Origin of the sequence: Streptomyces sp. NPDC013157, assembly GCF_042899865.1 — a bacterium.
GTDB lineage: Bacteria > Actinomycetota > Actinomycetes > Streptomycetales > Streptomycetaceae > Streptomyces.
Map to the genome: position 1 here is coordinate 1 of NZ_JBIBAK010000020.1, position 25,573 is coordinate 25,573.

Sequence of the window (25,573 nt, forward strand, 5' to 3'; positions counted from 1 at the left end):
CCGAAGCGGGGGTCCGGGGGCGGCAGCCCCCGAAACGGGCGGTCGAAGGGGGCCCACCCCCTGGAAGGACGGGACGGGTAGGGGCGGCGGGGGCGGCCCCCCTACGACGCGAACAACCGCACCGCCCACCCCGCATGCCACTCCGCCCCGATCTCCATCAACGGCGCCGAAGCCGCAGGCAACCCCTCGACCCCCGCCCCCGCGACCACCCTCCGCGCCGCCTCCACCCCCCGGTCGACCACCAGCTCCATCTCCCCCGCCAACCGCGCCAGCACCCCCGTCGCCTCGAACGGATCCAGACTCAGCAACCGCACCACCGCCGTCACCGGCCCACTCACGCACTCGTACACCGCGCAGTACGCCGCGTCCTCCGCCGAAAGCCCCGCCGCCCTGGCCACCACCCCCAGCACCACCGGCTGATGAGCCCCCTTGGGGAACTCCCGTGCCAGGGCGTCGAGTTCAGCAGCCGGCCAGGCCACCCGCGCGGCCCGCAGCAGCTGCCGCCCGAGCCTGCGCGCCGCGCCCCGCAGCGCGGCCGACGGCGTCCGCGCGTCGGCCGCCGCGTCCAACTCCCCTACGTCCACGCCGAGTACCGCGGCCGCGGCGAACGCTCCGGCCACCAGCCCGGCCGTGTGCAGCCGCCCCCGGCAGTACTCCTCCAGGCTCGCGGCCCCGGTGATCCGCCCGGCCTTGACGGCCGCCTCCGCTCCGCCGGAGTGCGCATGCCCTCCGGCGGGAAAGCGGCCGTCGGCCAGTACCAGCAACGCCGCCCGTGACACCGCACCCACCAGCTCTCAGAAGAGGAAGTAACGTTGGGCCATGGGCAGTTCGGCGGCCGGTGTCGCCTCGACCAGCTCCCCGTCGATGTGCACGGCGAAGCTGTCGGGATCGACCCGGACCCGCGGACGCGCGTCGTTCTCCCGCATGTCCGCCTTGGTCACGCCACGGGTCGACTCGATGGCGACGAACCGCTTCCCGAGCTGCATCCGCTCCGGCAAGCCGTCCTCGATCGCCAACGGGGCGACGAAGTTGAAGGAGTTGGCGGCCGGCGCCCGTCCGATCGCCCCGTACATCGGGCGCGGCAGGATCGGCTGGGGCGTCGGGATCGACGCGTTGGCGTCGCCCATCTGCGCGTAGGCGATCTGCCCGCCCTTGAGGACGAGCTGTGGCTTGACCCCGAAGAACGCGGGCTCCCAGAGCACGAGGTCGGCGAGCTTCCCGCTCTCGACCGAGCCGATCTCGCGGGCCAGCCCCTGGGCGAGGGCCGGGTTGATCGTGTACTTGGCGACGTACCGCCGTACCCGGCGGTTGTCGGCCCGTCCGTCACCCGGCAGCGCGCCCCGCCGTCGCTTCATCACGTGCGCGGTCTGCCAGGTCCGCAGGATCACCTCGCCCACGCGTCCCATGGCCTGCGCGTCGGACGAGATGATCGAGATCGCGCCGAGGTCGTGGAGTATGTCCTCCGCGCCGATCGTCGACGGCCGGATCCGCGACTCGGCGAAGGCCAGGTCCTCCGGCACCGCCGGGTTGAGGTGGTGGCACACCATCAGCATGTCGAGGTGTTCCTCGGCGGTGTTCACCGTGTACGGGCGGGTCGGGTTGGTCGAGCTGGGCAGCACGTGCGGTTCGGAGACGACGGTCATGATGTCGGGGGCGTGCCCGCCGCCCGCGCCCTCGGTGTGGTAGGCGTGGATCCCGCGGCCGCCGATCGCGGCGAGCGTGTCCGCCACGAATCCCGCTTCGTTGAGCGTGTCCGTGTGGATGGCCACCTGGATGCCCGTCCGGTCGGCGACGGTCAGGGCCGCGTCGATGACGGCCGGGGTCGACCCCCAGTCCTCGTGCAGCTTCAGTCCCAGTGCCCCGCCCCGGATCTGGGAGAGCATCGCCTCGTGCGAGACGGTGTTGCCCTTGCCGAGGAAGCCGATGTTGAGCGGGTACTGCTCCATCGCCTCCAGCATCCGGGCGAGGTGCCACGGCCCGGGGGTGACGGTGGTCGCCTTCGAGCCCTCGGCGGGGCCGGTGCCACCGCCCACCAGCGTCGTGATGCCCGCCGCCAGCGCCTCGTCGGCGATCTGCGGGCAGATGAAGTGGACGTGGGCGTCCACGCCGCCCGCGGTGAGGATGCGGCCGTTCCCGGCGATGACCTCGGTCTCGGGGCCGATCACCAGGTCGGGGTGGACGCCGTCCATGGTGTCGGGGTTGCCGGCCTTGCCGATGCCGGTGATCCGGCCGTCGCGGATGCCGATGTCGGCCTTGACGATGCCCCAGTGGTCGATGATCACGGCACCGGTGATGATCGTGTCGGGGGTGCCGTCTGCGCGCGTGGCACGCGACTGGCCCATGGACTCGCGGATGACCTTGCCGCCGCCGAAGACCGCCTCGTCCCCGGCGAGTCCGGGGCCGCCGGAGCGGTCCTCCTCGATCTCGACGAGCAGGTCGGTGTCGGCGAGCCGGATCCGGTCGCCGGTGGTCGGCCCGAACAGGTCGGCGTAGGCGGCGCGGGAGATCTCAGGCATCGAGGGCACCTCCGGTCTCGCCGCGAAGCCCGGGGACCACCCGGGCGCCGGTGAGCGGGACGAGTTCGACGTCGACGGGGATGCCGGGCTCGAAGCGGACGGCGGTGCCGGCGGCGACATTGAGCCGCTTGCCGCGCGCCGCGTCCCGGTCGAACTCCAGACCGGGATTGGCCTCGGCGAAGTGGTAGTGGGAGCCGACCTGGACGGGCCGGTCGGCGGCGTTGAGGACGGTCATCCGGGTGACCTCACGGCCCGCATTGAATACGACAGGACCGTCGGCGAACAGCACCTCTCCGGGAATCATCGGCAGCCTGCCTCCTCAGACGATCGGGTCGTGGACGGTGACGAGCTTGGTGCCGTCCGGGAAGGTCGCCTCGACCTGGACGTCGTGGATCATCTCGGGGATGCCCTCCATGACGTCGTCCCTGGTGAGCAGCTTGCGCCCGGAGGCCATGAGTTCGGCGACGGTACGGCCGTCCCGCGCGCCTTCGAGGATGTGCGACGTGATGAGGGCGACCGCCTCGGGGTGGTTCAGCCGGAGCCCGCGGGCCCGGCGCTTCTCGGCCACGTCGGCCGCCACGTGGATCAGCAGCCTCTCTTGCTCGTGCGGGGTCAGTTGCACGTCCCACCTCACAGTCCTCGCTCCGGACCGTGCGGGGTCCGGTTGCCGCGGCCACCGCGACGGATTGGGCTCACGGACCCAATCCGGCTAGGAAAACCCCAGGTGGCGTGGATCGGCAGGCTAGTTCGCCGGAGTTTCGGCGACGTTAACCGGACCTTGATCACTTCATGACCGGCACATGAGCCTCACGGCGGGCGCGCAGGGGCGCATCTCACCGCGTCGAAGGCCGACCGCCGTCCCGCGACACCCGAACGGCCCTCACCCGAACGCTCCGGTGAGGGCCGACGGTCGTGGCGGCGACCCGGGGGCCGCTGGATCAGCTCCGCGACACGCGTCCTCACACGTGCCGGGCGCCCGGCTGAAAGTGCCACGATGCGCACTCATTCGTCCGCGGCCCCGTCGTGGCTGGTCGCGCCGTTCCTCCCCCAGCGCCCCTTCGGGGGCGTCGCTCGTTCAGGCGCCCGCGGCCCCCCTGTGCTCCGCCGCGATGCCGAAGCGGCCCCGCTCCGGGCGTACGGCGGCGGTCTCGCGGACCGGGGAGACGGAGCTGACCACGTGGTCCACGTGCTCCTCGGCGGGTTCCGGAAGCTCTTCGAGGCGTTCGAGGTCGGTGGCGGAGACGAGGGCGACCAGCGGCTTGCCGTGGCGCGTCACGACGACGCGCTCACCGCCGTACACCACCCTGTTGATCAGTTCGGCGAGCTCAGCCCTGGCTTGGGTCACCGGAATCTCGTAGGCCATGAACCCAGCTTACGGGGCACCCCGGACATCACATCTTGTTCGGCCACAGCGGAATCCTCACTCGATGATCTGTACGTCCTGTACATTTTCAACAGAGAGCCGGCTCCGGGCCGCCTCAGTCACGAGGAGGGGTACGCCATGACCCGACCGTCCGCCCGCTATGTCCTGCCCGAGTTCACGGAACGCACGACCGCGGGGCATCGCACCATGGATCCGTACTCGAAGCTGCTGGAGGAGCGGATCGTCTTCCTCGGCACGCCCGTCGACGAGGTCTCGGCCAACGACGTGATGGCGCAGCTCATGTACCTGGAGTACGCGGCTCCGGAGCGGGACATCTCGCTGTACATCAACTCCCCGGGCGGGTCCTACAGCGCGATGGCCGCGATCTACGACACGGTCCAGTACGTGACCTGCGAGGTCGAGACGGTCTGCCTCGGGCAGGCCGGGGCGTCGGCCGCCGTACTGCTGGCGGCCGGCACGCCGGGCAAGCGGTCCGTGCTGCCCGGCGCGCGCATCGTCCTCCAGCAGCCGTCGCTGCCGGAACCGGTACAGGGCCAGCCGAGTGATCTGGCCATCCAGGCCGAGGAGTTGGACCGGGTCCGGGCGATGCTCGAACGGATGCTCGTCCGGCACACCGGGCGCACGGCGGAACAGGTGCACCGGGATCTGGAGCGGGACCTGGTCCTGGACGCACCGCAAGCGCTGGCGTACGGGCTGGTGGACCGGGTGATGCCCACCCGCCGTCCCTCGCTCGGCCTGCCGGACGCGGGGTGAGCCGCCGATGCTGCCGCCGGAGCTTCCTCCGCTGCCCGCGCTGACCCGCGCCGAGGGCGAGCTGATCGACCGTTACCTGGACGTGGTGGATTGGCTGGGCCGGATCAATCCGGCGCAGAACGAGGACACCTACCGCGGGCTGCGCGCCGCGCAGGCGCTGGTGCGCGCGGCGTCCGAGCTGCGTGACGCGCTGGCCCTGATGCATCAGCGGGGCGAGACGGAGCTTCACGGGGACACGCTGGCACGGGCGTTGCGGGTGCTCGACGGCGAGCGCCGGACCGCTCGCGTCGTACTCCCGCCCGACTGCGTACGGTGACACCCGCCGGACTCCGGCCCCACGCGTCGACACGGCGAGTGGGCCGGAGTCGAAACGATCCAAAGGGGTTACCGCCGTCCGGCGGAGTGTGGCGTGGTTTTACCTGACCGCGAGGACCGCTCAAGTTGCCTGCGCGGGGGTGCCCGCGAGCGGCTTCCGCGCAGGTCCGGGGCTACGCAGGGCAGTTGACGGAGAATCGAACACAGGACTGTCCACCCGAACGGGTGGGTGGTGAGTAACCCCACAAATCCCCGATTCCGTTGGGATTTTCGGACACGAGTGAGTGAAGATCCCTGTCTGACGACAAGCCCCCGCCACAGCGGCGGGGCGGTCCGGGCGGACGCCGAGTCCTGCCGCCGCCCGGATTGACCCGTCGACAGAAGTGCATCGGCAGGAGTGGAGGACCCAAGCACGACGGGTCGCCGGCAAGGTCGCGCCATGACCGGGCCGAGCAGCCCTTGGGGTGAAGCCGTGGCAACACGGCCGGGCAACTTCGCCAGCCCGAATCCGACAGGTCATCCTTCACAGGCGGCTGACGAAGGGTTGCGCATGACTGCGCTCAATCGTGTTCCGTCGCTGATGGCCCGGGCCGGTACGGCCTCGGCACTGACCATCGCCGCCGTGGGCGGCTCGATCGTGATCCCGGGCGTCGCTTCCGATGCCTCGGCCGCCACGATGGCGACGAAGGCACTTCAGGTCGCCGCCTCGAAGAAGGGCGCGCCCTACAGGTGGGGTGCCACCGGACCGAACAGGTTCGACTGCTCCGGGCTGACGCTGTACTCGTTCAAGAAGGCGGGCAAGACCCTGCCGCGAACGGCGGCCCAGCAGTACAACAAGACCCGTCACATCTCGGCCGGCAACCGCAAGGCCGGGGACCTGGTCTTCTTCCACTCGGGTTCCAGCGTGTACCACGTCGGCATCTACGCCGGGAAGGGAAAGATCTGGCACGCCCCGAAGACCGGGGACGTGGTGAAGCTCCAGAAGATCTGGACGCGCAGCGTCTGGTACGGCCGGGTCAGCTGACCCCACCGTGAGCGGGCCGGCAGGAGCTCAGGGCTACGGCTCCTGCTGGCCGGCCGCGGTGGCGGTGCCGGCCGGGACCGTCCAGGGCAGTTCGATGGAGACGGTCTTGCCGCCCTCCCCGGTGGGGCGTACCCGGAGCTTGCCGCCGCACTCGGCGGTCAGCCAGCGGATGATGACCATGCCCCGCCCGTTGTCCTGCTGGACCGCGGCGGGGAGTCTCTTGGGGAAGCGCGGATGACTGTCCGTGACGCCGATGCGCAGCTGCTCGTCCCGGTCGAGCACGAGGTCCACCGTGAAGGTGGGTGACTGCCCGAAGGTGTGCTGCACGGCGTTGGTGGCGAGTTCGGAGACGATGAGGCGGACGGTGTCCGCGGTCTCCGTCTCCGGCGGCAGCCCCCACTCCGCGAGCGTGTCCAGCACATAGGAGCGGGCGGCGTAGACCGAGGCGGGATCGCTCGGCAGAGTGACGGATGCTTCCAGGTGGTCTGCCATGGCGACGTCGTCCCTTTCCTCGGGACCGGAGTCCGACACGGAGCGGATGGTTCGAGTACGGTCCCGGACTGGTGCTTCTTCGCCAGACTGCCATTACCGGGCCGGTCACGGGGAGCGATCCACCAAGATATGCATATATCTGTCGCTCGAAGCGGTGAACTCTGCGACCTCAGACCGTATTTGGGCGGCTCGGAAGGAGTAAGGAGTAGCCCATGCAGAACGGTCCCGCGGTGCGCCGCCGCAAACTGGGCGCCGAACTGCGCACTCTGCGCACCGGCGCCGGCCTCACGAGCGGTGAGGCCGCCCGTCTGGTGGGCTGGCATCAGTCGAAAGTGAGCCGGATCGAGACCGGCGCCAGCGGTGTGAAACCGGCCGATGTGCGGTTACTCCTGGACGCCTACGGCGTGGTCGAGGGGCAACTGCGCGAGTTGCTGCTGGTGTTGGCGGGGTCGGAGGACACGGCGGGACGGCACCACTGGTGGCACGCCTATCGGGGGGTCCTGCCGCCCGCCTACCGCGATTTCATCAGCCTGGAGTCGCAGGCAGGCGCGATGCGCACGCTGGAGACCCTGGTCGTGCCGGGGTTGCTGCAGACCCCCGAGTACGCGCGTGCGGTGACCCGGGCGGCCATGGACGGGCCCGACGACGAGGCCCTGGACACCCTGGTGGAGGTGCGTCTGGCCAGGCAGGACGTGCTGCACAACGATCCGCCGCTGGAGCTGAACGCGGTGCTGGACGAAGCGGTGCTACGGCGCGAGGTGGGTGGCCCGGGCGTGATGACGCGGCAGTTGACCCGGCTGGTGGAGGCAGCCCGGTTGCCCCAGGTACGGCTCCAGGTGCTGCCGTTCGCGGCCGGGGCGCATATCGGCATCACCGGACCTTTCGTAATCTTCTCATTTCCGAGCACTTCTGATCTGGACGTGGTTGTTATCGACCAGTTGACGAGTAGCCTCTACCTGGAGCGGAAAGAAGACCTCCAGGCCTACACGGAGGCCTTCGACACGCTCCGGATCCACGCCCTTTCCCCCGAGGACTCGTTGGATTACATCGCCGCAATAGCTGACGGCGCGTAAGGAGGCACCATGACTGCACTGCCTCGGAACGTACCTTCAAGTGCTGATCTGCACGGACTGCGGTGGCTGCGCAGCAGCTACAGCACCGGAGCGAACAACTGCGTGGAGACGGCACGGCCGCGCTCCGGCCCCTCGGCCGGACTGCTCGCCGTGCGCGACTCCAAGGTTCCGGCCGGACCCGCGCTGCTCTTCTCCCCCGAGAGCTGGGCGGGTTTCACTTCGGCGTTCGCCGGCTGATCAGCCCCAGAAGAGTCTGATCAGACACGAACGAAACGGATCAGACTCGTACCCCATCCATCCCCGACTCCGTATCCGCTCGCGAGCCAGGCCCGGCCGTGTCACGCCGACTCATGGTCGCGTCTTGCCGATCACATGTACAGCGCGTTCGATCTCGGCCCCGGAGAGGTCCGCACGGGCGGTCAGCCTGAGCCGTGAGATGCCGTCCGGCACCGACGGCGGACGGAAACAGCCCACGGCCAGGCCTGCCGTCCGGCAGTCGGCCGCCCACTGCACGGCCTGCTCCGGGGACGGGGCCCGCACGGAGACCACCGCGGCGTCCGGACGTACCGCTTCCAGACCCGCGGCGGTCAGCCGTGCGTGCAGTTCCGCGGCCACCTCGCGGGCCCGGGCCGCACGTCCGGGCTCGCGGCGCAGCAGCCGCAGGGCCGCCAGGGCCGCCCCCGCCGCGGCGGGGGCCAGGCCGGTGTCGAAGATGAAGGTCCGGGCCGCGTTGACGAGGTGGTCGATCACCCGGGCCGGGCCCAGCACGACCCCGCCCTGACTGCCCAGCGACTTCGACAGGGTCGCCGTGACCACCACGTCCTCGGCTCCGGAGAGCCCGGCCGCGTCCGGCGCGCCCCGCCCGCCGTCCCCGAGGACCCCGAGCCCGTGGGCGTCGTCGACGAGCAGCCCGGCACCGTGCTCCCGGCACGCCTCGGCCAGTGCGGCCAGCGGTGCCGCGTCCCCGTCCACGGAGAACACCGTGTCGGAGACGACCACGGCGGGGCCCTCGTGCGTCCCGAGGGCCTTGCGCACGCCGTCCGGGTCGGCGTGCCCGACGACCTGGGTGGCCCCCCGGGCCAGCCGACAGCCGTCGATCAGGGAGGCGTGGTTGAGGGCGTCGGAGACGATCAGGGAGCCGTGCGGGCCGAGCGTGGTGACGGCGGCGAGGTTCGCGGCATAGCCGGAGGAGAAGACCAGGGCGGCCTCGAACCCGCAGAATCCGGCCAGCTCCTGCTCCAGCTCGGTGTGGAGCTCCGTCGTGCCGGTCACCAGCCGGGAGCCGGTCGAGCCACCGCCCCAGGTCCGGGCCGCCGCGGCCGCGCCCTCGGCGACCTCCGGGTGGTGGGCGAGGCCCAGGTAGTCGTTGCTCGCGAGGTCCAGCAGCGGCGAGTCGGCGGGGCGGGGGCGCAGGGTCCGTACGAGTCCGGCGCGGCGGCGCTGTTCCGCCTGTTCGTCGATCCAGCCGAACGCCATGGCCCCTCCGGTGAATTTGTAGGCAGTGGACAGACCCTAGCGGGATCATCAGGCGCCCACTGTGTGGCAATACCCACACGTCGAACTGACAGGGTTGTGCAAACTCTCCTTGGCCCGGAGCAGCCTCGTAGTACAGGATCGGCTCTCATGGACCTGCTGAACACGCTGGTGGACAAGGGGCTTCGGCGCGAGCTGCCGACCCGCGAGGAAGCGCTCGCCGTACTGGCGACCTCCGACGACGACGTGCTCGATGTGGTGGCCGCGGCCGGCAAGGTGCGCCGCCACTGGTTCGGCCGGCGCGTGAAACTCAACTACCTGGTCAACCTCAAGTCGGGCCTGTGCCCGGAGGACTGCTCCTACTGCTCGCAGCGGCTGGGCTCCTCCACCGGGATCCTGAAGTACAGCTGGCTGAAACCCGACGAGGCGTCCAAGGCGGCCGCCGCGGGTCTGGCCGGGGGTGCCAAGCGGGTCTGTCTGGTGGCGAGCGGGCGCGGTCCGACCGACCGGGACGTCGACCGGGTCGCGGGCACCATCAAGGCCATCAAGGAGCAGAACGAGGGCGTCGAGGTGTGCGCCTGTCTCGGTCTGCTCTCCGACGGCCAGGCGGAGCGGCTGCGCGAGGCGGGCGCGGACGCCTACAACCACAACCTCAACACGTCCGAGGGGACGTACGGGGACATCACGACCACGCACACGTACGCCGACCGGGTGGACACGGTCAACAAGGCGCACGCGGCGGGTCTGTCGGCCTGTTCCGGTCTGATCGCCGGTATGGGCGAGAGTGACGAGGACCTGGTCGACGTCGTCTTCTCGCTGCGCGAGCTGGACCCGGACTCGGTGCCGGTCAACTTCCTGATCCCGGTCGAGGGCACCCCGCTGGCCAAGGAGTGGAACCTCACCCCGCAGCGCTGCCTGCGCATCCTGGCGATGGTGCGGTTCGTCTGCCCCGACGTGGAGGTGCGCATCGCGGGCGGCCGCGAGGTCCATCTGCGCACCATGCAGCCGCTGGCGCTGCACCTGGCCAACTCGATCTTCCTCGGCGACTACCTGACCACCGAGGGCCAGGCCGGCCAGGCCGACCTGGAGATGATCGCGGACGCCGGGTTCGTGGTGGAGGGCTCGGACGAGGTGACGCTGCCGCAGCACCGGGCCGAGGTCCGGGGCGGTGGCTGTGGATCGCACGGGGCCGAGGGTGCCGGGTGTGGGTCCCACCCGGAGGGCGGTTGCGGCTCGGTTTGCGGCTCCCACGAGGATGCGGCCGAGGCTGTGACCGTCCCCGCCGCCAACGAACCGCGCACCGACCTGGTCGCCGTCCGCCGCCGAGGGGCCGGAACGGATCTCGCGCCCAATGCCTGACCCCGGCCTGAGCGTCCCCGAGCTGCTGGAGCTCGACCGCCGGCACGTCTGGCACCCGTACGGTCCGATGCCCGGCCGGGCCGAACCGCTCGTCGTGGAGTCGGCGAACGGGGTCCGGCTGCGGCTCGCGGACGGCTCGGGCGAGCTGGTCGACGGCATGTCGTCGTGGTGGTCGGCGATCCACGGCTACAACCACCCGGTGCTCAACGAGGCGGCGCGCGACCAGCTCGGCCGGATGAGCCATGTGATGTTCGGCGGGCTCACCCACGAGCCCGCCGTCCGCCTGGCCAAGCTCCTGGTCGACATCTCGCCCGCCGGCCTGGAGCACGTCTTCCTCGCCGACTCGGGGTCGGTGTCGGTCGAGGTCGCGGTGAAGATGTGCCTGCAGTACTGGCGCTCCCTCGGCCGCCCCGCGAAGCAGCGCCTGCTGACCTGGCGCGGCGGCTACCACGGCGACACCTGGCAGCCCATGTCCGTCTGCGACCCCGAGGGCGGCATGCACGAGCTCTGGTCCGGGGTGCTGCCCCGCCAGGTGTTCGCCGACGCGCCGCCGGCGGAGTACGACGAGTCGTACGCCGAGCACCTGCGGTCCGCGATCGAGCGGCACGCGCACGAGCTGGCCGCGGTGATCGTGGAGCCGGTGGTGCAGGGCGCCGGCGGGATGCGGTTCCACTCCCCCGCCTACCTGCGGGTGCTGCGCGAGGCGTGCGACGCGCACGACGTGCTGCTGGTGTTCGACGAGATCGCGACCGGCTTCGGGCGCACCGGCGCGCTGTTCGCCGCCGACCACGCGGCCGTCACCCCGGACGTGATGTGCGTCGGCAAGGCACTGACCGGCGGTTACCTGACGATGGCGGCGACGCTGTGCACGCCCGCGGTGGCCGAGGGGATCTCGCGGGGCGAGGTGCCGGTGCTGGCGCACGGGCCGACGTTCATGGGCAACCCGCTCGCGGCCTCGGTCGCCTGCGCCTCGCTGGGGCTGCTGCTCGGCCAGGACTGGCTCGCGGAGGTCAAGCGGATCGAGGCCGGGCTGCGGGAGGGCCTGGCACCGGCCCGGGAGCTCCCCGGGGTCCGGGACGTCCGGGTCCTCGGAGCCGTCGGGGTCGTCCAACTCGACCACGACGTCGACATGAAGGCCGCCACGGCCGCCGCCGTGCGCGAGGGCGTCTGGCTGCGGCCGTTCCGCGACCTCGTGTACACGATGCCGCCGTACGTCACGGGCGACGCGGACGTGGCACGGATCGCGCGCGCGGTGTGCGCCGCCGCGCGGGAGGGATGAGCATGCCGATCCTGGTGATCACGGGGACGGGCACGGAGGTCGGCAAGACGGTCACCACGGCCGCGGTCGCCGCCGCCGCGCTCGCGGCCGGCCGCTCGGTGGCGGTCCTGAAGGCCGCGCAGACGGGGGTACGACCCGACGAGCGCGGGGACGCCGACGAGGTCGCGCGCCTCGCGGGTGCCGTGACGGCGGCCGAAGTGGCCAGGTTCCCCGAGCCGTTGGCGCCGGGCACGGCGGCCCGCAGGGCGGGGGTGCCCCCCGTGCGGCCGCAGGACGTGGCCGAGGCCGCCGCCAAGCTGGCCACCGAGCACGAACTGGTGCTGGTCGAGGGCGCGGGCGGCCTGCTCGTCCGGTTCGACGCGGCGGGCGGCACCCTGGCGGACGCGGCCCGGCTGCTGAACGCGCCGGTGCTGGTGGTGGCGTCGGCCGGGCTGGGCACGTTGAACACCACGGAGCTGACGGCCCGTGAACTACGCCGGAGTGAGCTGGAGTTGCTGGGTGTGGTGATCGGCAGCTGGCCGAACTCCCCCGATCTGGCCTCGCGGTGCAACGTCGCGGACCTGCCGGAGGTGGCCGGGGCACCCCTGCTGGGCGCGCTGCCTGCCGGCGCCGGAGCCCTCGCACCCGCCGACTTCCGTGCGGCGGCGCCGAATTGGCTGTCGGCCCGGCTGGACGGCACCTGGGACGCGGAGACGTTCCGGGGGCGGGAAGCGCCGTAGTGCCCCGGCAGGCCGTCGGCCGGGTGCGGCGCCATCGTGGCTGGTCGCGCAGTTCCCCGCGCCCCTGAAGGGGCGCTCCACCGGCGCCCCAGAAGGGGCGCGGAGAACTGCGTGACCAGCCCCCACACAGCCGCACCCGATCGACGGCTAGGACGGCTCGCCGAGCAGCCGTACCAGTTCGATCCGGGATCGGATGCCCAAGCGGGCGAAGACGCCCCGCAGATGGTGGTCGATGGTGCGGGGGCTGAGGTTGAGACGGTCCGCGATCTCGCGGTTCGTGGCGCCCTCGGCCGCCATCCGGGCGACCATCAGCTGCTGGGCGGTGAGTACGGCGGCCGGGTCGGGCGCACCGGTGGCAGGTGTCAACGCCGTACCCAGGGCGCGGAGTTCGACGCGGGCCTGGGCGGCGCAGTGCGGAGCGCCGAAGGACTCGAAGGCCTCCAGGGCGCTGTGCAGCCGGTCCCTGGCCTCGGTGCGCTGCCGCAGCCGGCGCAGCGCACCGCCGAACAGCAGCTCGGTGCGGGCGCGTTCGAAGTCGCGGGTGCCCCGGGCGTGCAGGTCCAGTGCGGCCCGGTAGTGCTGGACCGCCTCGGCGCCGGGCGCCAGCAGGGCCCGGCAGCGGGCGCTGAGCGCGAGGTCGTCGGGGCTGCGGACGGCGGTGGCCCAGCGGTGGTAGTCGGCGTGCGCTACGCGGGCGACCCGGGTGTCACCGGTGCGGACGGCGGCCTCGACGTAGTGCGGGGTGGCCAGGTGCCGGATGGCCCGGTGGCCGTGTCCGGGCCCGAAGCCGGCGAGGGCGCGCAGCCGGGCGGCCGCCGAAGGGAAGCGGCCGCCCGCCAGGTCGAGAAAGGCGAGCGCCCATTGGGCGAGGGCTGCGGGCAGGCCCAGTCCGTGGGTCAGGGCGTGCGCGCGGGCGGCCGCCGCGCGCTCGCGGCAGAGCGCCTCGTCGCCGGTGACGGCGGCGAACATGGCGAGCGCGGCCTGGAGGTGGCAGGCCCCGTTGTCCTGCCCGGTGGCGTGGGCCTGGCGCAGCGCCTCCTGGGCGGCGGCCTCGGCGGCGCGGGGGCGGCCGGACCAGAAGTCGGCGTAGGCGCGGAACTCCATGGCCTGGGCGACCGTCCCGGGGATGCCGCGCGCCCGGGCGGAGGCGGCGGCCCGGAGGGTGGCGGTGACGGTGCGGGTGTGGTCGCCGAGCATCAGCGCGGCGATGCCGGAGTGGATCAACCGGTCGGGGGCGCCGCCGGGCCCGCAGCGGCCCGCGGCGCCCTTGAGGAGGACACGGGCGTCGGCGTAGCGGCCTTCGACGGCGCAGGCGAGCGCGGCGAGGACGCCGGACGGCGGGAGGTCCAGCCACTGGGCGAGGACGTGCGCCTCGCGGCAGCGTCTGAGGTCGCCGGTGTAGACGGCGGCCTCGGTGGCGAGGGCGAGGAGTTCGACGGCATCAGCGGAACGTTCCTGCCGGACGGCGGCGGTGAGCAGGGCGTCGAAGGCCTCGGCGGCGTTGCCGGCCCTGAGGGCGAGGACGCCGTTGAGGGCGGAGTCGTCCGTACGGGCGGCGAGCCGTCTCGCCCGGTCAGGCTCTCCGGAGCGCCAAGCGTCGGCGGCGGCCAGGGCGAGCAGCCGGGCCTCCTCGACCGGGTCGGGGCAGAGGTCGGCGGCGCGCTCGGCGAGGGCGCGGGCCAGGGCGGGGCGCCCTTCGGAGCGGGCCCGGTCGGCGGCCGTGCGCAGTTCCGCCGCGAGCCGGGCGCTCGGGCCGAGGGCGGCGGCGCCCCGGTGCCAGGAGCGGCGGGTCGTCTCGCCCTTGCCGCCGAGCACCCGGGCGAGCAGCAGGTGGGCTGCGCGCCGGTCGGCCGGTGAGCCGGTCTCGTAGGCCGCGATCCGGGTCCAGGCATCGCGGAAGAACACCCCGCCGGCACTGGCGTGGGCGACCCCGGCAGCCTCTGCGGTCTCCAGTGGGCGGGTGTCGAGGCGGCCGGCGGTGACCGCCCGCAGGAAGGCGTGGGTGGCGACCGGGTACTGGTCGGCGGCGGCGAGCAGCAACAGCAGCCGGGTCTCGTCGGGCAGGGCGCGGATCTCCCGGCGCAGGGCGTGGAGCAACCCCGGTGCCAGTTCGGCCGGTTCGACCGGCAGCGGGTCGGTGCCGGCGGCCTGCCGTTCGGTGAGACGCGGCACGAGTTCGGCCACGGCGCGCTGGTCCTCGTATACGACTCGTGTCACCCGGACGCGGACACCCTCGGGAAGCCCCGAAGCCGGGCATGGCCCCGCGTCGGTCGGCTGCGGTGGCGAAGTGCGGTCAAGGTGTGGGGGATTCACCGGTATCACCACACCAACGACGTTACTGGCGAGTTAGTTGATTCGTAAAGACTGGCGACTTCACCGATGCGGCGCGCGTAGACCCGTCCCGACACTCCTGAACAACCCCACCCGTTTCAGGAGGCATCATGCAACGCGCCAAGCGTCGCATCGCAACCGCTCTGTCGGCGATAGCCGGTTCGCTCCTTCTGTCCCTCCCCCTGACCACCGGCACCGCGCAGGCGGCGAGCCACGTCCCGATCGTGTTCGTGCACGGTCTGAGCAGCGACTCCAGCAGCTGGAACGACTGGATCGCGGACTTCGAGGCGGACGGCTACTCGTCCTCCGAGCTGTACGCGATCTCGTACGACTGGACGAAGTCGAACGTCACCACGGCCTCGACGCTGTCGACGTACATCCAGTCCGTGCTCTCCAAGACCGGTGCCTCGAAGGTCGACCTGGTGGTGCACTCCATGGGTGCGCTCAACAGCCGCTACTACCTCAAGAACCTCGGCGGGACCTCGTACGTGGACCACTTCGTGTCGGTCGCCGGGGTGAACCACGGGACCAGCGTCGCCTCGCTGTGCGGGTGGCTGTACACCTCCTGCAAGGAGATGACGACCGGCAGCTCCTTCCTGACCGCCCTGAACTCCGGTGACGAGACGCCCGGCAGCGTCTCGTACGCGGCGTACTGGTCGGACTGCGACGCGGCGATCGACCCGGACACCTCGGCGGAGCTGAGCGGGGCGACCAACGTCGACGTCGGCTGCGTCTCGCACACCGACATGAACGACGACTACGGCGTCTACGAGCAGGTGCGCGACTTCATCGGCTGAGCCGTCCGCGGCAGCGGGGGTGCGACGGGCCGTAACGGGGGACAATCACCGTAGACCTGCTTCCGTCCGGAGGTCTGGAGACCCGAAGGTCTGGAGGTCGTCATGCGGCTGATGTCCGCCGGCGCCGGGACACCGGTGCGGGATCCCGTCCACCATCCGCTGTTCGCGCGTTTCTACGCCCGCTGCAGCGTCACCGCCGAGACCGGTCTCGGCATGGCGGCGATCCGGGAGCGGCTGCTCTCCGGACTGTCCGGGCGGGTGATCGAGGTCGGCGCGGGCAACGGGCTCAACTTCGCCCGGTACCCCGGTTCGGTCGCGGAGGTGGTGGCGATCGAACCGGAGCGCACCCTGCGGCAGTTGGCGGCGGAGGCCGCCGTGCGCGCCGACGTCCCGGTGGACGTGGTGCCGGGCGTGGCGGAGGCGCTGCCGGTGAAGAGCGAGGCCTTCGACGCGGCGGTGTTCTCGCTGGTGCTGTGCAGTGTCCGGGATGTGCAGCGGGCGCTCGCGGAGGTACGGCGGGTACTGCGGCCGGGCGGTGAGCTGCGGTTCTTCGAGCACGGCGCGGGCGGTGGCCCGGCGATGCGGTTCACCCAGCGTGCCCTGGACCGGACGGTGTGGCCGCTGCTGAGCGGTGGCTGCCATCTGTCCCGGGAGCCGGTCGCCGAGCTGCGCGCGGCCGGGTTCGAACTCGGCCCCTACCGCCGGGTGTTCCTGCCGGAGCACGGTCCGCGGCTGCCCTCCTCGTACTGCGCGCTGGGCGTCGCCCGCAAGCCCCCGGAAGCCTGAGCGCGGGCTCCGCCGGACCGGTCACAGGCTCCAGCGGCGCAGCTCCTCGGCGATGTCGGCGACGTTCGCCTCGCCGTTCTTGACCAGCCGGGCCAGGTCGCGGACCTGCTCGGGCGAGGTGACGACCTTGAGGCCGCTGGCGACCAGGTAGGCGTATGCGACCGAGGACGCGAACAGCGCGTTCGAGCGCTCCAGGGCCGGGACGTGGATCAGCAGCTGGAGCAGGGCGGCGGCGCGGGCCTGCGGGGTGTCGTAGACGGGGACGTCGAATATCTCGGCCCGGTGCCTGGCGACGGCCGCGATCAGCGCACCCCAGTCGGTGACCTGCGGATCACCGGGCGTCTTCTGTTCGGCGAGCATGAGGAGCCAGGCGAGGTCGATCGTCAGGTCGCTCAAGGGATCAGTGACGGCCTTCGGTCTTGTCAGACGTGTCGGTGGCCTGCGTCTCGCCGAACTCCTCGGCGAAGACGGACTCGTACTGCTTCATGAAATCGGCGGCGGCCTCGACGAACGTACGGCCGGCCTCACCCGTGTCCTGCATGACCAGCTCCTCTATGTAGCGGTTGACGCTCACACCGCGCGCGAGAGCGCGTTCCCGGGCCGCCTTGGCGGTGCCCTCGTCCACTCGCACGTTCAGCTGGGTCTTCGCCATATGTCGAAGCTAGCGCGGATGCGCTAGCAATGCCAGCGCGCATCGGAATCGAAAAGTGATATCGGCTGTGGGACGGCTCACACTACGCTCGACCCGGACAAAGAGGCCGGAAGAAGAGGTCGGACGACCGTCGTGTGCAACGGGGAGGCAGTCTTGTCCACAGCAGCTGCGGAGGCGCCCGCTGCCGACGGGGTCGCGGCCCGGGCCCGCGGACTGACCAAGGCGTACGGCGCGGGTGAGACGGCGGTGCTCGCACTCGACTCGGTGGACGTGGACATCGCGCGCGGCCGCTTCACCGCGGTCATGGGGCCGTCGGGCTCCGGCAAGTCCACGTTGATGCACTGTCTGGCGGGGCTGGACACCGTGTCGGCCGGTCAGGTCTGGCTCGGCGGTACCGAGATAACGGGCCTCAGGGAGCGCGAGCTGACGCGGCTGCGCCGGGACCGGATCGGTTTCATGTTCCAGTCGTTCAACCTGATCCCGACCCTGAACGCCGCCGAGAACATCACCCTGCCCATGGACATCGCGGGCAAGAAGCCCGACGGGAAGTGGCTGGACCAGGTCATCGACACGCTCGGGCTGCGGGACCGCCTCAAGCACCGGCCCGCCCAGCTCTCCGGCGGCCAGCAGCAGCGCGTGGCCTGCGCGCGGGCGCTGGCCTCCCGCCCGGAGCTGATCTTCGCCGACGAGCCGACCGGGAACCTGGACTCACGGGCGGGTCTCGAGGTGCTGGGCTTCCTGCGGGAGGCGGTCGACCAGCTCGGCCAGACGGTCGTCATGGTGACGCACGACCCGGGCGCGGCCGCCCACTCCGACCTGGTCCTCTTCCTCGCGGACGGCCGGATCGTGGACCGGATGGCGGGGCCGACGGCGGACGCCGTACTGGAACGGATGAAGCGTTTCGACGTGGGACGCGGGTCTTCGGGGCCCGAGGAGGACTGACCCGGTGCTCAAGGCAACCCTGCGCAGCTTCCTCGCGCACAAGGGACGGCTGATGCTGTCCGCGCTGGCCATCGTCCTGTCCGTGGCGTTCGTCGCGGGCAGCCTGATCTTCTCCGACACCGTCACCCGCACCTTCGACCGGCTGTTCGCCTCCACCTCCGCCGACGTGACGGTGGAGCCGAAGCAGGACCTCAAGTCGTCGCTGCCGACCGGTGCCGTCCAGACCGTGCCGGCCGCGCTGGCGGGCGAGGTGGCGAAGGTCGCCGGAGTCGCGGGCACCCACGCGGACGTCTCCGTGCAGAACATCGTGGTGGTCGACAGCCACAACAAGTCGGTCGGCCCGACCACCGGAGCCCCGACCATCGCCACGGACTGGTACCTCACCCACCGCAGCCCGGTGAAGCTCACCTCGGGCCACGCCCCGCAGGGCGCCGGCCAGGCGTTGCTCGACGCGGACACCGCCGACAAGAAGCACGTGCGCATCGGCGACACGCTGACCGTGCAGGCCCAGCCCGGCACCTTCCAGGTCGAGATCGTCGGCATCGCCACGTTCACCACCACCAACCCGGGCGCCGCCCTGGTCTTCCTCGACCCGGCCGTGGCCGCGAAGGAACTGCTGGGCGCCACCGGCCGGGCCACCAGCATCTCGGTGGACGCGGCGCGGGGGGTGACGGACGCCCAGCTCAAGAGCCGTGTCGGCGCGGCCATCGGGACCGGGACGTACGACCTGAAGACCGCCGACGAGCAGGCGAAGTCGTCGGCCGCGGACCTCGGCGGCTTCCTCGACGTCATCAAGTACGTGATGCTGGGATTCGCCGGGATCGCCACCCTGGTGGGCGTCTTCCTCATCGTCAACACCTTCTCCATGCTGATCGCCCAGCGCACCCGTGAACTGGGGCTGCTGCGCGCCCTGGGCGCCGACCGGCGGCAGGTGCGGCGGTCCGTGCTCACCGAGGCGGTGCTGCTCGGGCTGGTCGGCTCGACGCTCGGCCTGGGCGCCGGGGTCGGGCTGGCGTTCGGGCTGATCAAGCTGATGAGCGCGTTCGGGATGAACCTCAAGGCCACCGAGATGGTCATCGGCTGGGGCACGCCGGTCGCCGCGTACGTCGTGGGGGTCGGCGTCACCTTCGTCGCCGCGTATCTGCCCGCGCGGCGCGCGGCCACCGTGTCCCCGATGGCCGCACTCGCGGACGCCGAGATCGCCGGGATCGGCAAGCCGTTGAAGGTGCGGGCGATCGTGGGCACAGTCGTCGGTGCGAGCGGGGCGGCGGCCCTGGCCGGCTGCGCGGCGGCCACGAAGACCGCCTCCGCCGCCTCGCTGCTGGGCCTCGGCGTCGTCCTGACCCTGATCGCGACGGTCATCGCGGGCCCGCTGCTGGTCCGTCCGGTGATCCGGGTCCTGGGCGCGGCCTTCCCCGCCCTCTTCGGCTCGGTCGGCCGGATGAGCCAGCGCAACGCCCTGCGCAACCCGCGCCGTACCGGCGCCACCGCCGCCGCGCTGATGGTGGGGCTCGCCCTGGTCGGCGGGATGTCGGTGGCCAGCGCCTCCATGTCCAAGTCCTTCGACCAGCAGATCGACAAGACGCTGGGCGCCGACTTCGTCGTCCAGAACAGCAACTTCCTGCCGTTCACCCAGGAGATCACCGACAAGGTACGCGGTACGGAGGGCGTGGGGCTCGTCGTACGGCAGCGGTTCGCGCCGGTGGCGGTGCGGCTGCCGGACGGCAAGCGGGTCACCACGACGGCCGCCGGGTACGACTCCCAGGTCGACGAGGTCGCCCATGTCGCCTACAAGGGCGGCGACACCGCGGCCGCGCTGGCCGCGGGAAGCCTCGGCATGGACGTCACCTTCGCCGAGGACCACAAGGTGCGCCTCGGCAGTGTGCTCCCGGTCGAGTTCCAGGGCGGGAAGCGGGCCGAGATGAAGGTGGGCGCGCTCACCGACCAGGACAGCGGCAGCGGCTTCGGCACGCAGGGCGGGCTGTTCTTCGGCATCGCCACCGTGGAGAAGTACGTCCCCGGCGGCCAGGACTCGTCGCTGTACGTCAACCGTGCCCCGGGCACCAGCGCCGACCAGTTGCGCTCGCGGCTGGAGAAGACGCTGGCGCCGTACCCGCAGGTGCAGGTCCGCGACCAGGCCGACTACAAGAAACTGGTGCACGACCAGATCGCCGTGCTGCTCTACCTCGTGTACGCGCTGCTCGGGCTCGCGATCGTGATCGCGGTGCTCGGGGTGGTCAACACCCTGGCCCTGTCGGTCGTGGAGCGCACCCGGGAGATCGGGCTGCTGCGCGCGATCGGGCTGGCCCGGCGGCAGCTGCGCCGGATGATCCGGCTGGAATCGGTGGTGATCGCGGTGTTCGGCGCCGTGCTGGGGCTCGCGCTCGGCCTGGTGTGGGGTGTGTGCACCCAGCAGGTCCTGGCTCTCCAGGGCATGAAGGCCCTCGCCGTCCCGTGGGGCACGATCGTCGCGGTCGTGATCGGCTCGGCCGTGGTGGGCATCGTGGCCGCGCTGCTGCCGGCGTTGCGCGCATCGCGCATGAACGTGCTGGCGGCGATCGCGCACGAATGACTCAGGTCACCGCAAGCGTGGTTGAAGTCGCCCACTGCTGAGGAGAGTTGATGCTGATGCCACGCCCGTTCCGCTTCGGGGTCAACCTGCTCACGCCCGCCTCGGCCGGCGAATGGCGCGCCAAGTGCAGGCGTGCCGAGGAACTCGGGTACGACGTCGTCCTCGTCCCCGACCACCTCGGCATGCCGGCCCCCTTCCCGGCGCTGGTCGCGGCGGCCGAGGCGACCGTACGGCCGCGGCTCGGCACGTTCGTGCTCAACGCGGGCTTCTGGAACCCCGTGCTGCTGGCCCGTGAGGTGGCGACGACCGCCGACCTCACCGACGGCCGTCTCGAACTCGGGCTCGGCACCGGCTACGTGCAGGCGGAGCACGACCGGGCCGGGCTGCCGTTCGGCTCGCCGCGTGAGCGGGTGGACCATCTGCGGCGCACGGTCGAGGAGTTGCTGAAGTCGGACGGGGCCGGGGTGCCGCTGCTGATCGGCGGCAACGGCGACCGGATGCTGCGCCTGACGGCCGAGCACGCGGACGTCGCGGCCTTCGCCGGGGCCCGCCTGGTGCCGGGGAACACGGAGGGCCGTCTGGATCCGGTCACGGCCGGGGAACTCGACGAACGGGTGGCCCGCTACGAGGAGCTGGCGGCGAACCGGGCCGAGGCCGCCGAACGGAACCTGCTCATCCAGATCGTGGCGGTCACCGACGACCCGGCGGCCGCGCTCGGTCCGCTGCTGGAGCGGCGCCCCGAGCTGACCCTGGAGCAGGCCCTCGCCCTGCCCACGATCCTCGTCGGCACGCTGGAGGAGGTCGCCGGGCGGGTGCGGGGGCTGCGCGACCGGTACGGGTTCTCGTATCTGACCGTCCTGGAGCCGTCCATGGAAGCCTTCGCCCCGGTGCTCACGGAGCTGTCCGCATAGTGGAAATGCCCGGTGGGCATTGGCGGTCGTGATGGGATCGCCGCATGACCGACCTGCGCATACGGGCCGCCGGGCCCGCCGACCTGGACCCCGTGCTCGCCTTCTGGAAGACGGCGGCCGAGGGCACCAGCATCAGCGACGACCGTGGCGGCGTGGACCGCCTCCTCGCCACCGACCCCGGGGCCCTGCTCCTCGCCGAACTGGACGGTGCACTCGTCGGCACGGTGATCGCGGGCTTCGACGGCTGGCGCTGTCATCTCTACCGGCTGGCCGTGCATCCGCAGCGGCGTCGCCGGGGCATCGGCTCGGCCCTGCTGACCGCTGCCGAGGAACGCTTCGCACGGCTGGGCGGGCGGCGTGCGGACGCGATGGTCCTGGTGCGCAACGAGACCGCGCACCATGCCTGGCGGGCCGCGGGGTATGAGCCCCAGGAGCAGTGGCGGCGATGGGTGAAGCCGGTCGTGGACGGCGACCACTGAGACTACTTTGCCGATCCTTTACTATTGGGGGAGTCGCCGTTCCTCGATGAAAGGTGTGTGAGCGTCCCCCCATGGGCGAGCCTCCCAGTCCTGTCCGTCGGCAATGCCGCGCGGTCCCGACCGCCCTGTCCGACCATGGGACGGAGGTGACCCGATGACCGAAGTGCTCCTCCTGCTGGTGGCGATCCTGCTGTCGCTCGCCTGCGGTGCCTTCGTCGCGGCCGAGTTCTCGCTGACCACGGTCGAGCGCGGCGAGCTGGAGCGTGCCGTGCAGCGCGGCGAGCGCGGGGCGGCAGGTGCCCTCAAGGCCGTACGGAACCTGACGTTCCAGCTGTCGGGGGCACAGCTCGGCATCACGGTCACCAACCTGGTGGTCGGCATGCTCGCCGAACCCTCGATCGCCAAGCTGCTGGCCGGCCCGCTGGAGGCGGTCGGCATCGGGGCGTCGGCGGCGAGCTCGCTCGCGCTGGTGATCGGCACCGCGCTGTCCACGGTGTTCCTGATGGTCGTCGGCGAGCTGGTGCCCAAGAACTGGGCGATCTCCTCGCCGCTGGCCGTGGCCAAGCGGGTGGGCAACGCCCAGCGCTGGTTCAGCGGGGCCTTCCGGCCGTTCATCACGCATCTGAACAACACGGCGAACCGCCTCGTACGGCGTCTGGGCATCGAGCCCGCCGAGGAGCTGGCCTCCGCCCGCGGGCCCCAGGAGCTGGCCGCGCTGGCCCGGCACTCCGCCAAGCAGGGCGCGCTGGAGCCGGACACCGCCGAGCTGTTCGTGCGCACGCTCAACCTCGCCGATCTCACCGCCGAGAACGTGATGACCCCGCGCGTCCAGGTCGTCGCCCTGGAGGTCCGGGCGACCTGCGAGGACGTGGCGAACGCGACCCGGGCGACCGGCCTGTCCCGCTTCCCGGTCTACCGGGACAGCCTGGACTCGGTGGTCGGCACCGCCCACATCAAGGACGTCCTGGCCATGCCCGCCGAGGAGCGGGCCCGGGTCCGGGTCGCCCAGATGATGCGCGAGCCGCTGCTGGTCCCCGAGTCCCTCACCGTCGACCGTCTCCTGGACCGCCTCGGCGGCCGGCGCACCATGGCCGTCGTCATCGACGAGTACGGCGGTACGGCCGGGGTCGCCACCCTGGAGGACATCGTCGAGGAGGTCGTCGGCGAGGTTCGCGACGAGCACGACCCGCACGAGACGCCCGATCTGGCCCCCGCAGGCGCCGACACGGCGGGCCGCGCGCTCTACTCGGCGGACGGTGCGGCCCGTATGGACCAGCTCGCGCGCGTGGGGCTCCGGGTGCCCGAGGGGCCGTACGAGACGCTGGCCGGGCTGGTCGCGGCCGAGCTGGGCCGGATACCGGAGACCGGGGACAGCGTCGAGGTCGCCGGGTGGCGGCTCGACGTGGTGGACGCGTCGGGGAGGCGGGCGGCCCGGGTGCTGCTGCACGCGCCGCTCGACGACGAGACGGGGCAGGAGGGGCGGCGGTGACCGCCGTACAGCTGCTGATCGGTTTCGCGACGCTGGTCGTGAACGCCTTCTTCGTGGGCGCCGAGTTCGCGCTGATCTCCGTGCGCCGCTCCCAGATCGAGCCGCACGCGGAGGCGGGCGACCGGCGGGCCAGGAGCGTGCTGTGGGGCTTGGAGCACGTGTCCGCACTCCTGGCCGCCGCCCAGCTCGGCATCACGCTGTGCACGCTGGTGCTGGGCGTGGTCGCGGAGCCGGCGATCGCGCATCTCCTGGAGCCGGTGTTCCACGCGGTCGGCGTGCCCACGAGCGCGGGCCATGTCGTGTCCTTCGTGATCGCTCTGTCCCTCGCGACCTACCTGCACATGCTGCTGGGCGAGATGGTGCCGAAGAACGTGGCGCTGGCCGAGCCGGTGCGCAGCGCGCTGCTCCTCGGCCCTCCCCTGGTCGCCCTGTCCCGGGCGTTGCGCCCGGTGATCTTCACGATCAACGCCTTCGCGAACGGCCTGCTCAAGCTGCTCCGGGTGGAGACCAGGGACGAGGTCTCGGCGACCTTCACGGACACCGAGCTCGCCGAGATCGTCAAGGACGCCAGCGAGGCGGGCCTGATCGACGACCGGGCGCAGGAGCGGCTGCACGACGCCCTGGAGCTGGGCCGCAGGCCGGTGCGGGACGTGGTGGTGCCGCTGGAACGCGTCGTCTACGCGCGCGTGGGCGTCACCCCGGAGGAGCTGGAGCGGCTGTCGGCGGAGTCGGGCTTCTCCCGGTTCCCGGTGGTGGACGAGGGGCGGCGGATCGTCGGCTATCTGCACGTCAAGGACGCGCTGGACGCCTCGCCCCACGACGAGGCGTTCCGGCTGCGGGACATGCGGCCGATCGCGCGGGTGCGGGAGAGCACACCGCTGGACGACGTGCTCACCGCGATGCGCGGCACCCGCACCCACCTGGCGGGCGTCCTCGGCGACGACGGACGGATGGCCGGGCTGGTGACCATGGAGGACGTGCTGCGGGAGCTGTTCGGGCAGCACGCGTAGGCCTCACCGGAGCAGGAGTCCTCGTCGGAGGGAGTGACCGACCGACGGGTATGCGCCCCGGGATACCATTTCTGTCGCCATGCAGAAGAACCCGGTGCTTCCCGCACACTCCAGTCTGGTCGCGATCGGCGACTCCTTCACCGAGGGCATGTCGGACCTGCGGTCCGACGGCTCCTACCGGGGCTGGGCGGACGTCCTCGCCGCCCGGATGGCCGCCCGCACCCCCGGCTTCCGCTACGCCAACCTCGCGGTGCGCGGCAAGCTGATCGGGCAGATCGTCGAGGAGCAGGTGGACAGGGCGGTCGCGATGCGGCCCGACGTGATCACCCTGGTCGGCGGCCTCAACGACACGCTGCGCCCCAAGTGCGACATGGTCCGGGTCCAGGACCTGCTCACCGAGGCGGTGGAGCGGCTGGCGCCGGCCTGCGACCAGCTGGTGCTGATGCGCAGCCCCGGCCGCCAGGGCCCGGTCCTGGAGCGGTTCCGGCCGCGCATGGAGGAGCTGTTCGGCGTCGTCGACGCACTGGCCGAGCGGCACGGTGCCCTGGTCGTCGACCTGTACGGCGCGCCCTCGCTGGCCGACCCCCGGATGTGGGACGTGGACCGGCTGCACCTGACGGCCGAGGGGCACCGCAGAGTCGCCGAGGCGGTCTGGCAGACCCTCGGCTACGACCCCGAGGACACCGAGTGGCGCACACCGATCCCGGCCACGGCGCCGCCCGGCTGGGTCGCGCGCCGGGTCGCGGACGCCCGCTTCACCAGGCAGCACCTGCTGCCGTGGATAGGCCGCCGGCTGACCGGCCGCTCCTCGGGCGACGGCCGCGCGCCGAAGCGGCCGGAACTGCTGCCGTACGAGGCGTGAGGCCGCTCCCGTGCCCACCCGGGTGATCAATGTCAGGGGCCGGATCCACGAGTTCGGCCCCCGGCTGGAACGCGCCCCCGCGGACGTCGTCTACGTGGGCCGCCGCTGGACCATGGGCGGCTGGGACCTGCCCCGGCACCCCCTGTACAACCCCTTCGCGTACGACACCCCGAGGATGAAGCGGGACGGCACCCGGGCCGAGGTGATGGCGATGTACCGGGTGTACCTGCTGGAGCGGCCCGAGCTGCTGGAGCTGGTGGCCGGACTGCGCGGGCAGACCCTGGCCTGCTGGTGCGCGCCGGAGCCGTGCCACGCGGACGTGCTGGCGGAGCTGGCCGGCGTCCCGGAGCGGTGA

At 72.0% G+C, this 25,573-nt stretch carries 28 protein-coding genes and 1 riboswitch; of the genes, 18 read left to right on the forward strand and 10 right to left on the reverse strand.

The features are described 5' to 3' along the window. Window positions 1-101: 101 nt before the first annotated feature. The 5 genes from ACFY6U_RS42565 to ACFY6U_RS42585 form a co-directional block, all read right to left on the reverse strand. Complete coding sequence (locus tag ACFY6U_RS42565; protein ID WP_390047473.1) at window positions 102-779, reverse strand: urease accessory protein UreF; 678 nt, start codon at window positions 777-779, stop codon at window positions 102-104. Between the two features lie 15 nt (window positions 780-794). Continuing rightward, window positions 795-2,516 carry an urease subunit alpha gene (locus ACFY6U_RS42570; RefSeq protein WP_390047157.1) on the reverse strand — a complete coding sequence of 574 codons (1,722 nt, stop codon included), beginning with the start codon at window positions 2,514-2,516 and terminating at the stop codon, window positions 795-797. Beyond that, window positions 2,509-2,820 (reverse strand): urease subunit beta, encoded by a 312-nt coding sequence (locus ACFY6U_RS42575; RefSeq protein WP_351502126.1) that lies wholly within the window; start codon window positions 2,818-2,820, stop codon window positions 2,509-2,511. The genes ACFY6U_RS42570 and ACFY6U_RS42575 overlap by 8 nt, the downstream gene beginning before the upstream one ends. Before the next feature lie 15 nt (window positions 2,821-2,835). Continuing rightward, the gene (locus ACFY6U_RS42580; protein ID WP_037782101.1) at window positions 2,836-3,138 is read right to left on the reverse strand and encodes an urease subunit gamma; all 303 of its coding nucleotides are present in this window, start codon (window positions 3,136-3,138) and stop codon (window positions 2,836-2,838) included. 453 nt (window positions 3,139-3,591) lie between these two features. Further along, complete coding sequence (locus ACFY6U_RS42585) at window positions 3,592-3,879, reverse strand: type II toxin-antitoxin system Phd/YefM family antitoxin (protein WP_390047160.1); 288 nt, start codon at window positions 3,877-3,879, stop codon at window positions 3,592-3,594. Between the two features lie 138 nt (window positions 3,880-4,017). Between ACFY6U_RS42585 and ACFY6U_RS42590 the strand changes: the two genes are divergently transcribed. The 3 genes from ACFY6U_RS42590 to ACFY6U_RS42600 all read left to right on the forward strand — a co-directional run bounded on the left by ACFY6U_RS42590 (window position 4,018) and on the right by ACFY6U_RS42600 (window position 5,992). Beyond that, on the forward strand, window positions 4,018-4,653 hold the full coding sequence (locus ACFY6U_RS42590; RefSeq protein ID WP_390047162.1) for an ATP-dependent Clp protease proteolytic subunit: 636 nt from the start codon (window positions 4,018-4,020) through the stop codon (window positions 4,651-4,653). Between the two features lie 7 nt (window positions 4,654-4,660). Continuing rightward, complete coding sequence (locus ACFY6U_RS42595; protein WP_390047164.1) at window positions 4,661-4,969, forward strand: hypothetical protein; 309 nt, start codon at window positions 4,661-4,663, stop codon at window positions 4,967-4,969. 361 nt (window positions 4,970-5,330) lie between these two features. Next, window positions 5,331-5,515, forward strand: a riboswitch (cyclic di-AMP (ydaO/yuaA leader). Between the two features lie 3 nt (window positions 5,516-5,518). Further along, window positions 5,519-5,992, forward strand: coding sequence for a C40 family peptidase (locus tag ACFY6U_RS42600; protein WP_351502118.1), 474 nt, complete (start codon window positions 5,519-5,521; stop codon window positions 5,990-5,992). Window positions 5,993-6,025: 33 nt separating this feature from the next. Here the strand turns inward: ACFY6U_RS42600 and ACFY6U_RS42605 are convergent, their stop codons facing one another. Continuing rightward, entirely contained in the window at window positions 6,026-6,484 is a 459-nt protein-coding gene (locus tag ACFY6U_RS42605) for an ATP-binding protein (protein ID WP_390047474.1), read from the reverse strand. Between the two features lie 212 nt (window positions 6,485-6,696). On the opposite strand from ACFY6U_RS42605, the gene ACFY6U_RS42610 reads away from it, so the two are divergent. Both ACFY6U_RS42610 and ACFY6U_RS42615 read left to right on the forward strand, forming a co-directional pair. Next, a complete protein-coding gene (locus ACFY6U_RS42610; RefSeq protein WP_351502116.1) occupies window positions 6,697-7,557 on the forward strand; it encodes a helix-turn-helix transcriptional regulator in 861 nt (286 codons plus the stop codon). Between the two features lie 9 nt (window positions 7,558-7,566). Further along, window positions 7,567-7,794 (forward strand): DUF397 domain-containing protein, encoded by a 228-nt coding sequence (locus tag ACFY6U_RS42615; protein ID WP_351502114.1) that lies wholly within the window; start codon window positions 7,567-7,569, stop codon window positions 7,792-7,794. A gap of 111 nt (window positions 7,795-7,905) precedes the next feature. Here ACFY6U_RS42615 and ACFY6U_RS42620 read toward each other — a convergent pair whose 3' ends face one another. Further along, a complete protein-coding gene (locus tag ACFY6U_RS42620; RefSeq protein ID WP_390047167.1) occupies window positions 7,906-9,033 on the reverse strand; it encodes an 8-amino-7-oxononanoate synthase in 1,128 nt (375 codons plus the stop codon). A 147-nt stretch (window positions 9,034-9,180) separates the two neighbouring features. Between ACFY6U_RS42620 and bioB the strand changes: the two genes are divergently transcribed. From bioB to bioD, 3 genes are read left to right on the forward strand one after another with little or no spacing between them, the layout of a single operon-like run. Further along, window positions 9,181-10,389 (forward strand): biotin synthase BioB, encoded by a 1,209-nt coding sequence (bioB, locus tag ACFY6U_RS42625; RefSeq protein ID WP_390047169.1) that lies wholly within the window; start codon window positions 9,181-9,183, stop codon window positions 10,387-10,389. Beyond that, entirely contained in the window at window positions 10,382-11,668 is a 1,287-nt protein-coding gene (locus ACFY6U_RS42630) for an adenosylmethionine--8-amino-7-oxononanoate transaminase (protein WP_390047171.1), read from the forward strand. Before bioB ends, ACFY6U_RS42630 begins: the two co-directional genes overlap by 8 nt. Before the next feature lie 2 nt (window positions 11,669-11,670). Continuing rightward, window positions 11,671-12,387: a dethiobiotin synthase gene (gene bioD / locus ACFY6U_RS42635; protein WP_390047475.1), complete on the forward strand. Its 717-nt coding sequence runs from the start codon at window positions 11,671-11,673 to the stop codon at window positions 12,385-12,387. Between the two features lie 147 nt (window positions 12,388-12,534). On the opposite strand, the gene ACFY6U_RS42640 is transcribed toward bioD, so the two are convergent. Then, window positions 12,535-14,712, reverse strand: coding sequence for a LuxR C-terminal-related transcriptional regulator (locus ACFY6U_RS42640; RefSeq protein WP_390047173.1), 2,178 nt, complete (start codon window positions 14,710-14,712; stop codon window positions 12,535-12,537). A 116-nt stretch (window positions 14,713-14,828) separates the two neighbouring features. On the opposite strand from ACFY6U_RS42640, the gene ACFY6U_RS42645 reads away from it, so the two are divergent. Beyond that, a complete protein-coding gene (locus tag ACFY6U_RS42645; RefSeq protein ID WP_390047175.1) occupies window positions 14,829-15,515 on the forward strand; it encodes an esterase/lipase family protein in 687 nt (228 codons plus the stop codon). Between the two features lie 102 nt (window positions 15,516-15,617). Beyond that, complete coding sequence (locus tag ACFY6U_RS42650) at window positions 15,618-16,301, forward strand: class I SAM-dependent methyltransferase (RefSeq protein ID WP_390047177.1); 684 nt, start codon at window positions 15,618-15,620, stop codon at window positions 16,299-16,301. A 21-nt stretch (window positions 16,302-16,322) separates the two neighbouring features. Here the strand turns inward: ACFY6U_RS42650 and ACFY6U_RS42655 are convergent, their stop codons facing one another. Both ACFY6U_RS42655 and ACFY6U_RS42660 read right to left on the reverse strand, forming a co-directional pair. After that, a complete protein-coding gene (locus ACFY6U_RS42655; protein ID WP_390047179.1) occupies window positions 16,323-16,697 on the reverse strand; it encodes a fic family toxin-antitoxin system, toxin component in 375 nt (124 codons plus the stop codon). Between the two features lie 4 nt (window positions 16,698-16,701). Next, on the reverse strand, window positions 16,702-16,953 hold the full coding sequence (locus ACFY6U_RS42660) for a toxin-antitoxin system HicB family antitoxin (RefSeq protein ID WP_390047181.1): 252 nt from the start codon (window positions 16,951-16,953) through the stop codon (window positions 16,702-16,704). A gap of 153 nt (window positions 16,954-17,106) precedes the next feature. Between ACFY6U_RS42660 and ACFY6U_RS42665 the strand changes: the two genes are divergently transcribed. From ACFY6U_RS42665 to ACFY6U_RS42700, 8 genes are all read left to right on the forward strand, one after another. Beyond that, window positions 17,107-17,895, forward strand: a complete 789-nt coding sequence (locus tag ACFY6U_RS42665) for an ABC transporter ATP-binding protein (RefSeq protein WP_390047183.1) — start codon at window positions 17,107-17,109, stop codon at window positions 17,893-17,895. Between the two features lie 4 nt (window positions 17,896-17,899). Continuing rightward, window positions 17,900-20,467, forward strand: a complete 2,568-nt coding sequence (locus ACFY6U_RS42670) for an ABC transporter permease (protein ID WP_390047185.1) — start codon at window positions 17,900-17,902, stop codon at window positions 20,465-20,467. A 56-nt stretch (window positions 20,468-20,523) separates the two neighbouring features. Further along, complete coding sequence (locus ACFY6U_RS42675; RefSeq protein WP_390047477.1) at window positions 20,524-21,378, forward strand: TIGR03621 family F420-dependent LLM class oxidoreductase; 855 nt, start codon at window positions 20,524-20,526, stop codon at window positions 21,376-21,378. A gap of 44 nt (window positions 21,379-21,422) precedes the next feature. Further along, on the forward strand, window positions 21,423-21,857 hold the full coding sequence (locus tag ACFY6U_RS42680) for a GNAT family N-acetyltransferase (protein ID WP_390047187.1): 435 nt from the start codon (window positions 21,423-21,425) through the stop codon (window positions 21,855-21,857). 154 nt (window positions 21,858-22,011) lie between these two features. Then, window positions 22,012-23,346 carry a hemolysin family protein gene (locus ACFY6U_RS42685; RefSeq protein ID WP_390047189.1) on the forward strand — a complete coding sequence of 445 codons (1,335 nt, stop codon included), beginning with the start codon at window positions 22,012-22,014 and terminating at the stop codon, window positions 23,344-23,346. Continuing rightward, window positions 23,343-24,356: a hemolysin family protein gene (locus ACFY6U_RS42690; RefSeq protein ID WP_390047191.1), complete on the forward strand. Its 1,014-nt coding sequence runs from the start codon at window positions 23,343-23,345 to the stop codon at window positions 24,354-24,356. The genes ACFY6U_RS42685 and ACFY6U_RS42690 overlap by 4 nt, the downstream gene beginning before the upstream one ends. Window positions 24,357-24,435: 79 nt before the next feature. After that, the gene (locus ACFY6U_RS42695; RefSeq protein ID WP_390047193.1) at window positions 24,436-25,218 is read left to right on the forward strand and encodes an SGNH/GDSL hydrolase family protein; all 783 of its coding nucleotides are present in this window, start codon (window positions 24,436-24,438) and stop codon (window positions 25,216-25,218) included. 10 nt (window positions 25,219-25,228) lie between these two features. Further along, window positions 25,229-25,573, forward strand: a complete 345-nt coding sequence (locus ACFY6U_RS42700) for a DUF4326 domain-containing protein (protein WP_390047195.1) — start codon at window positions 25,229-25,231, stop codon at window positions 25,571-25,573.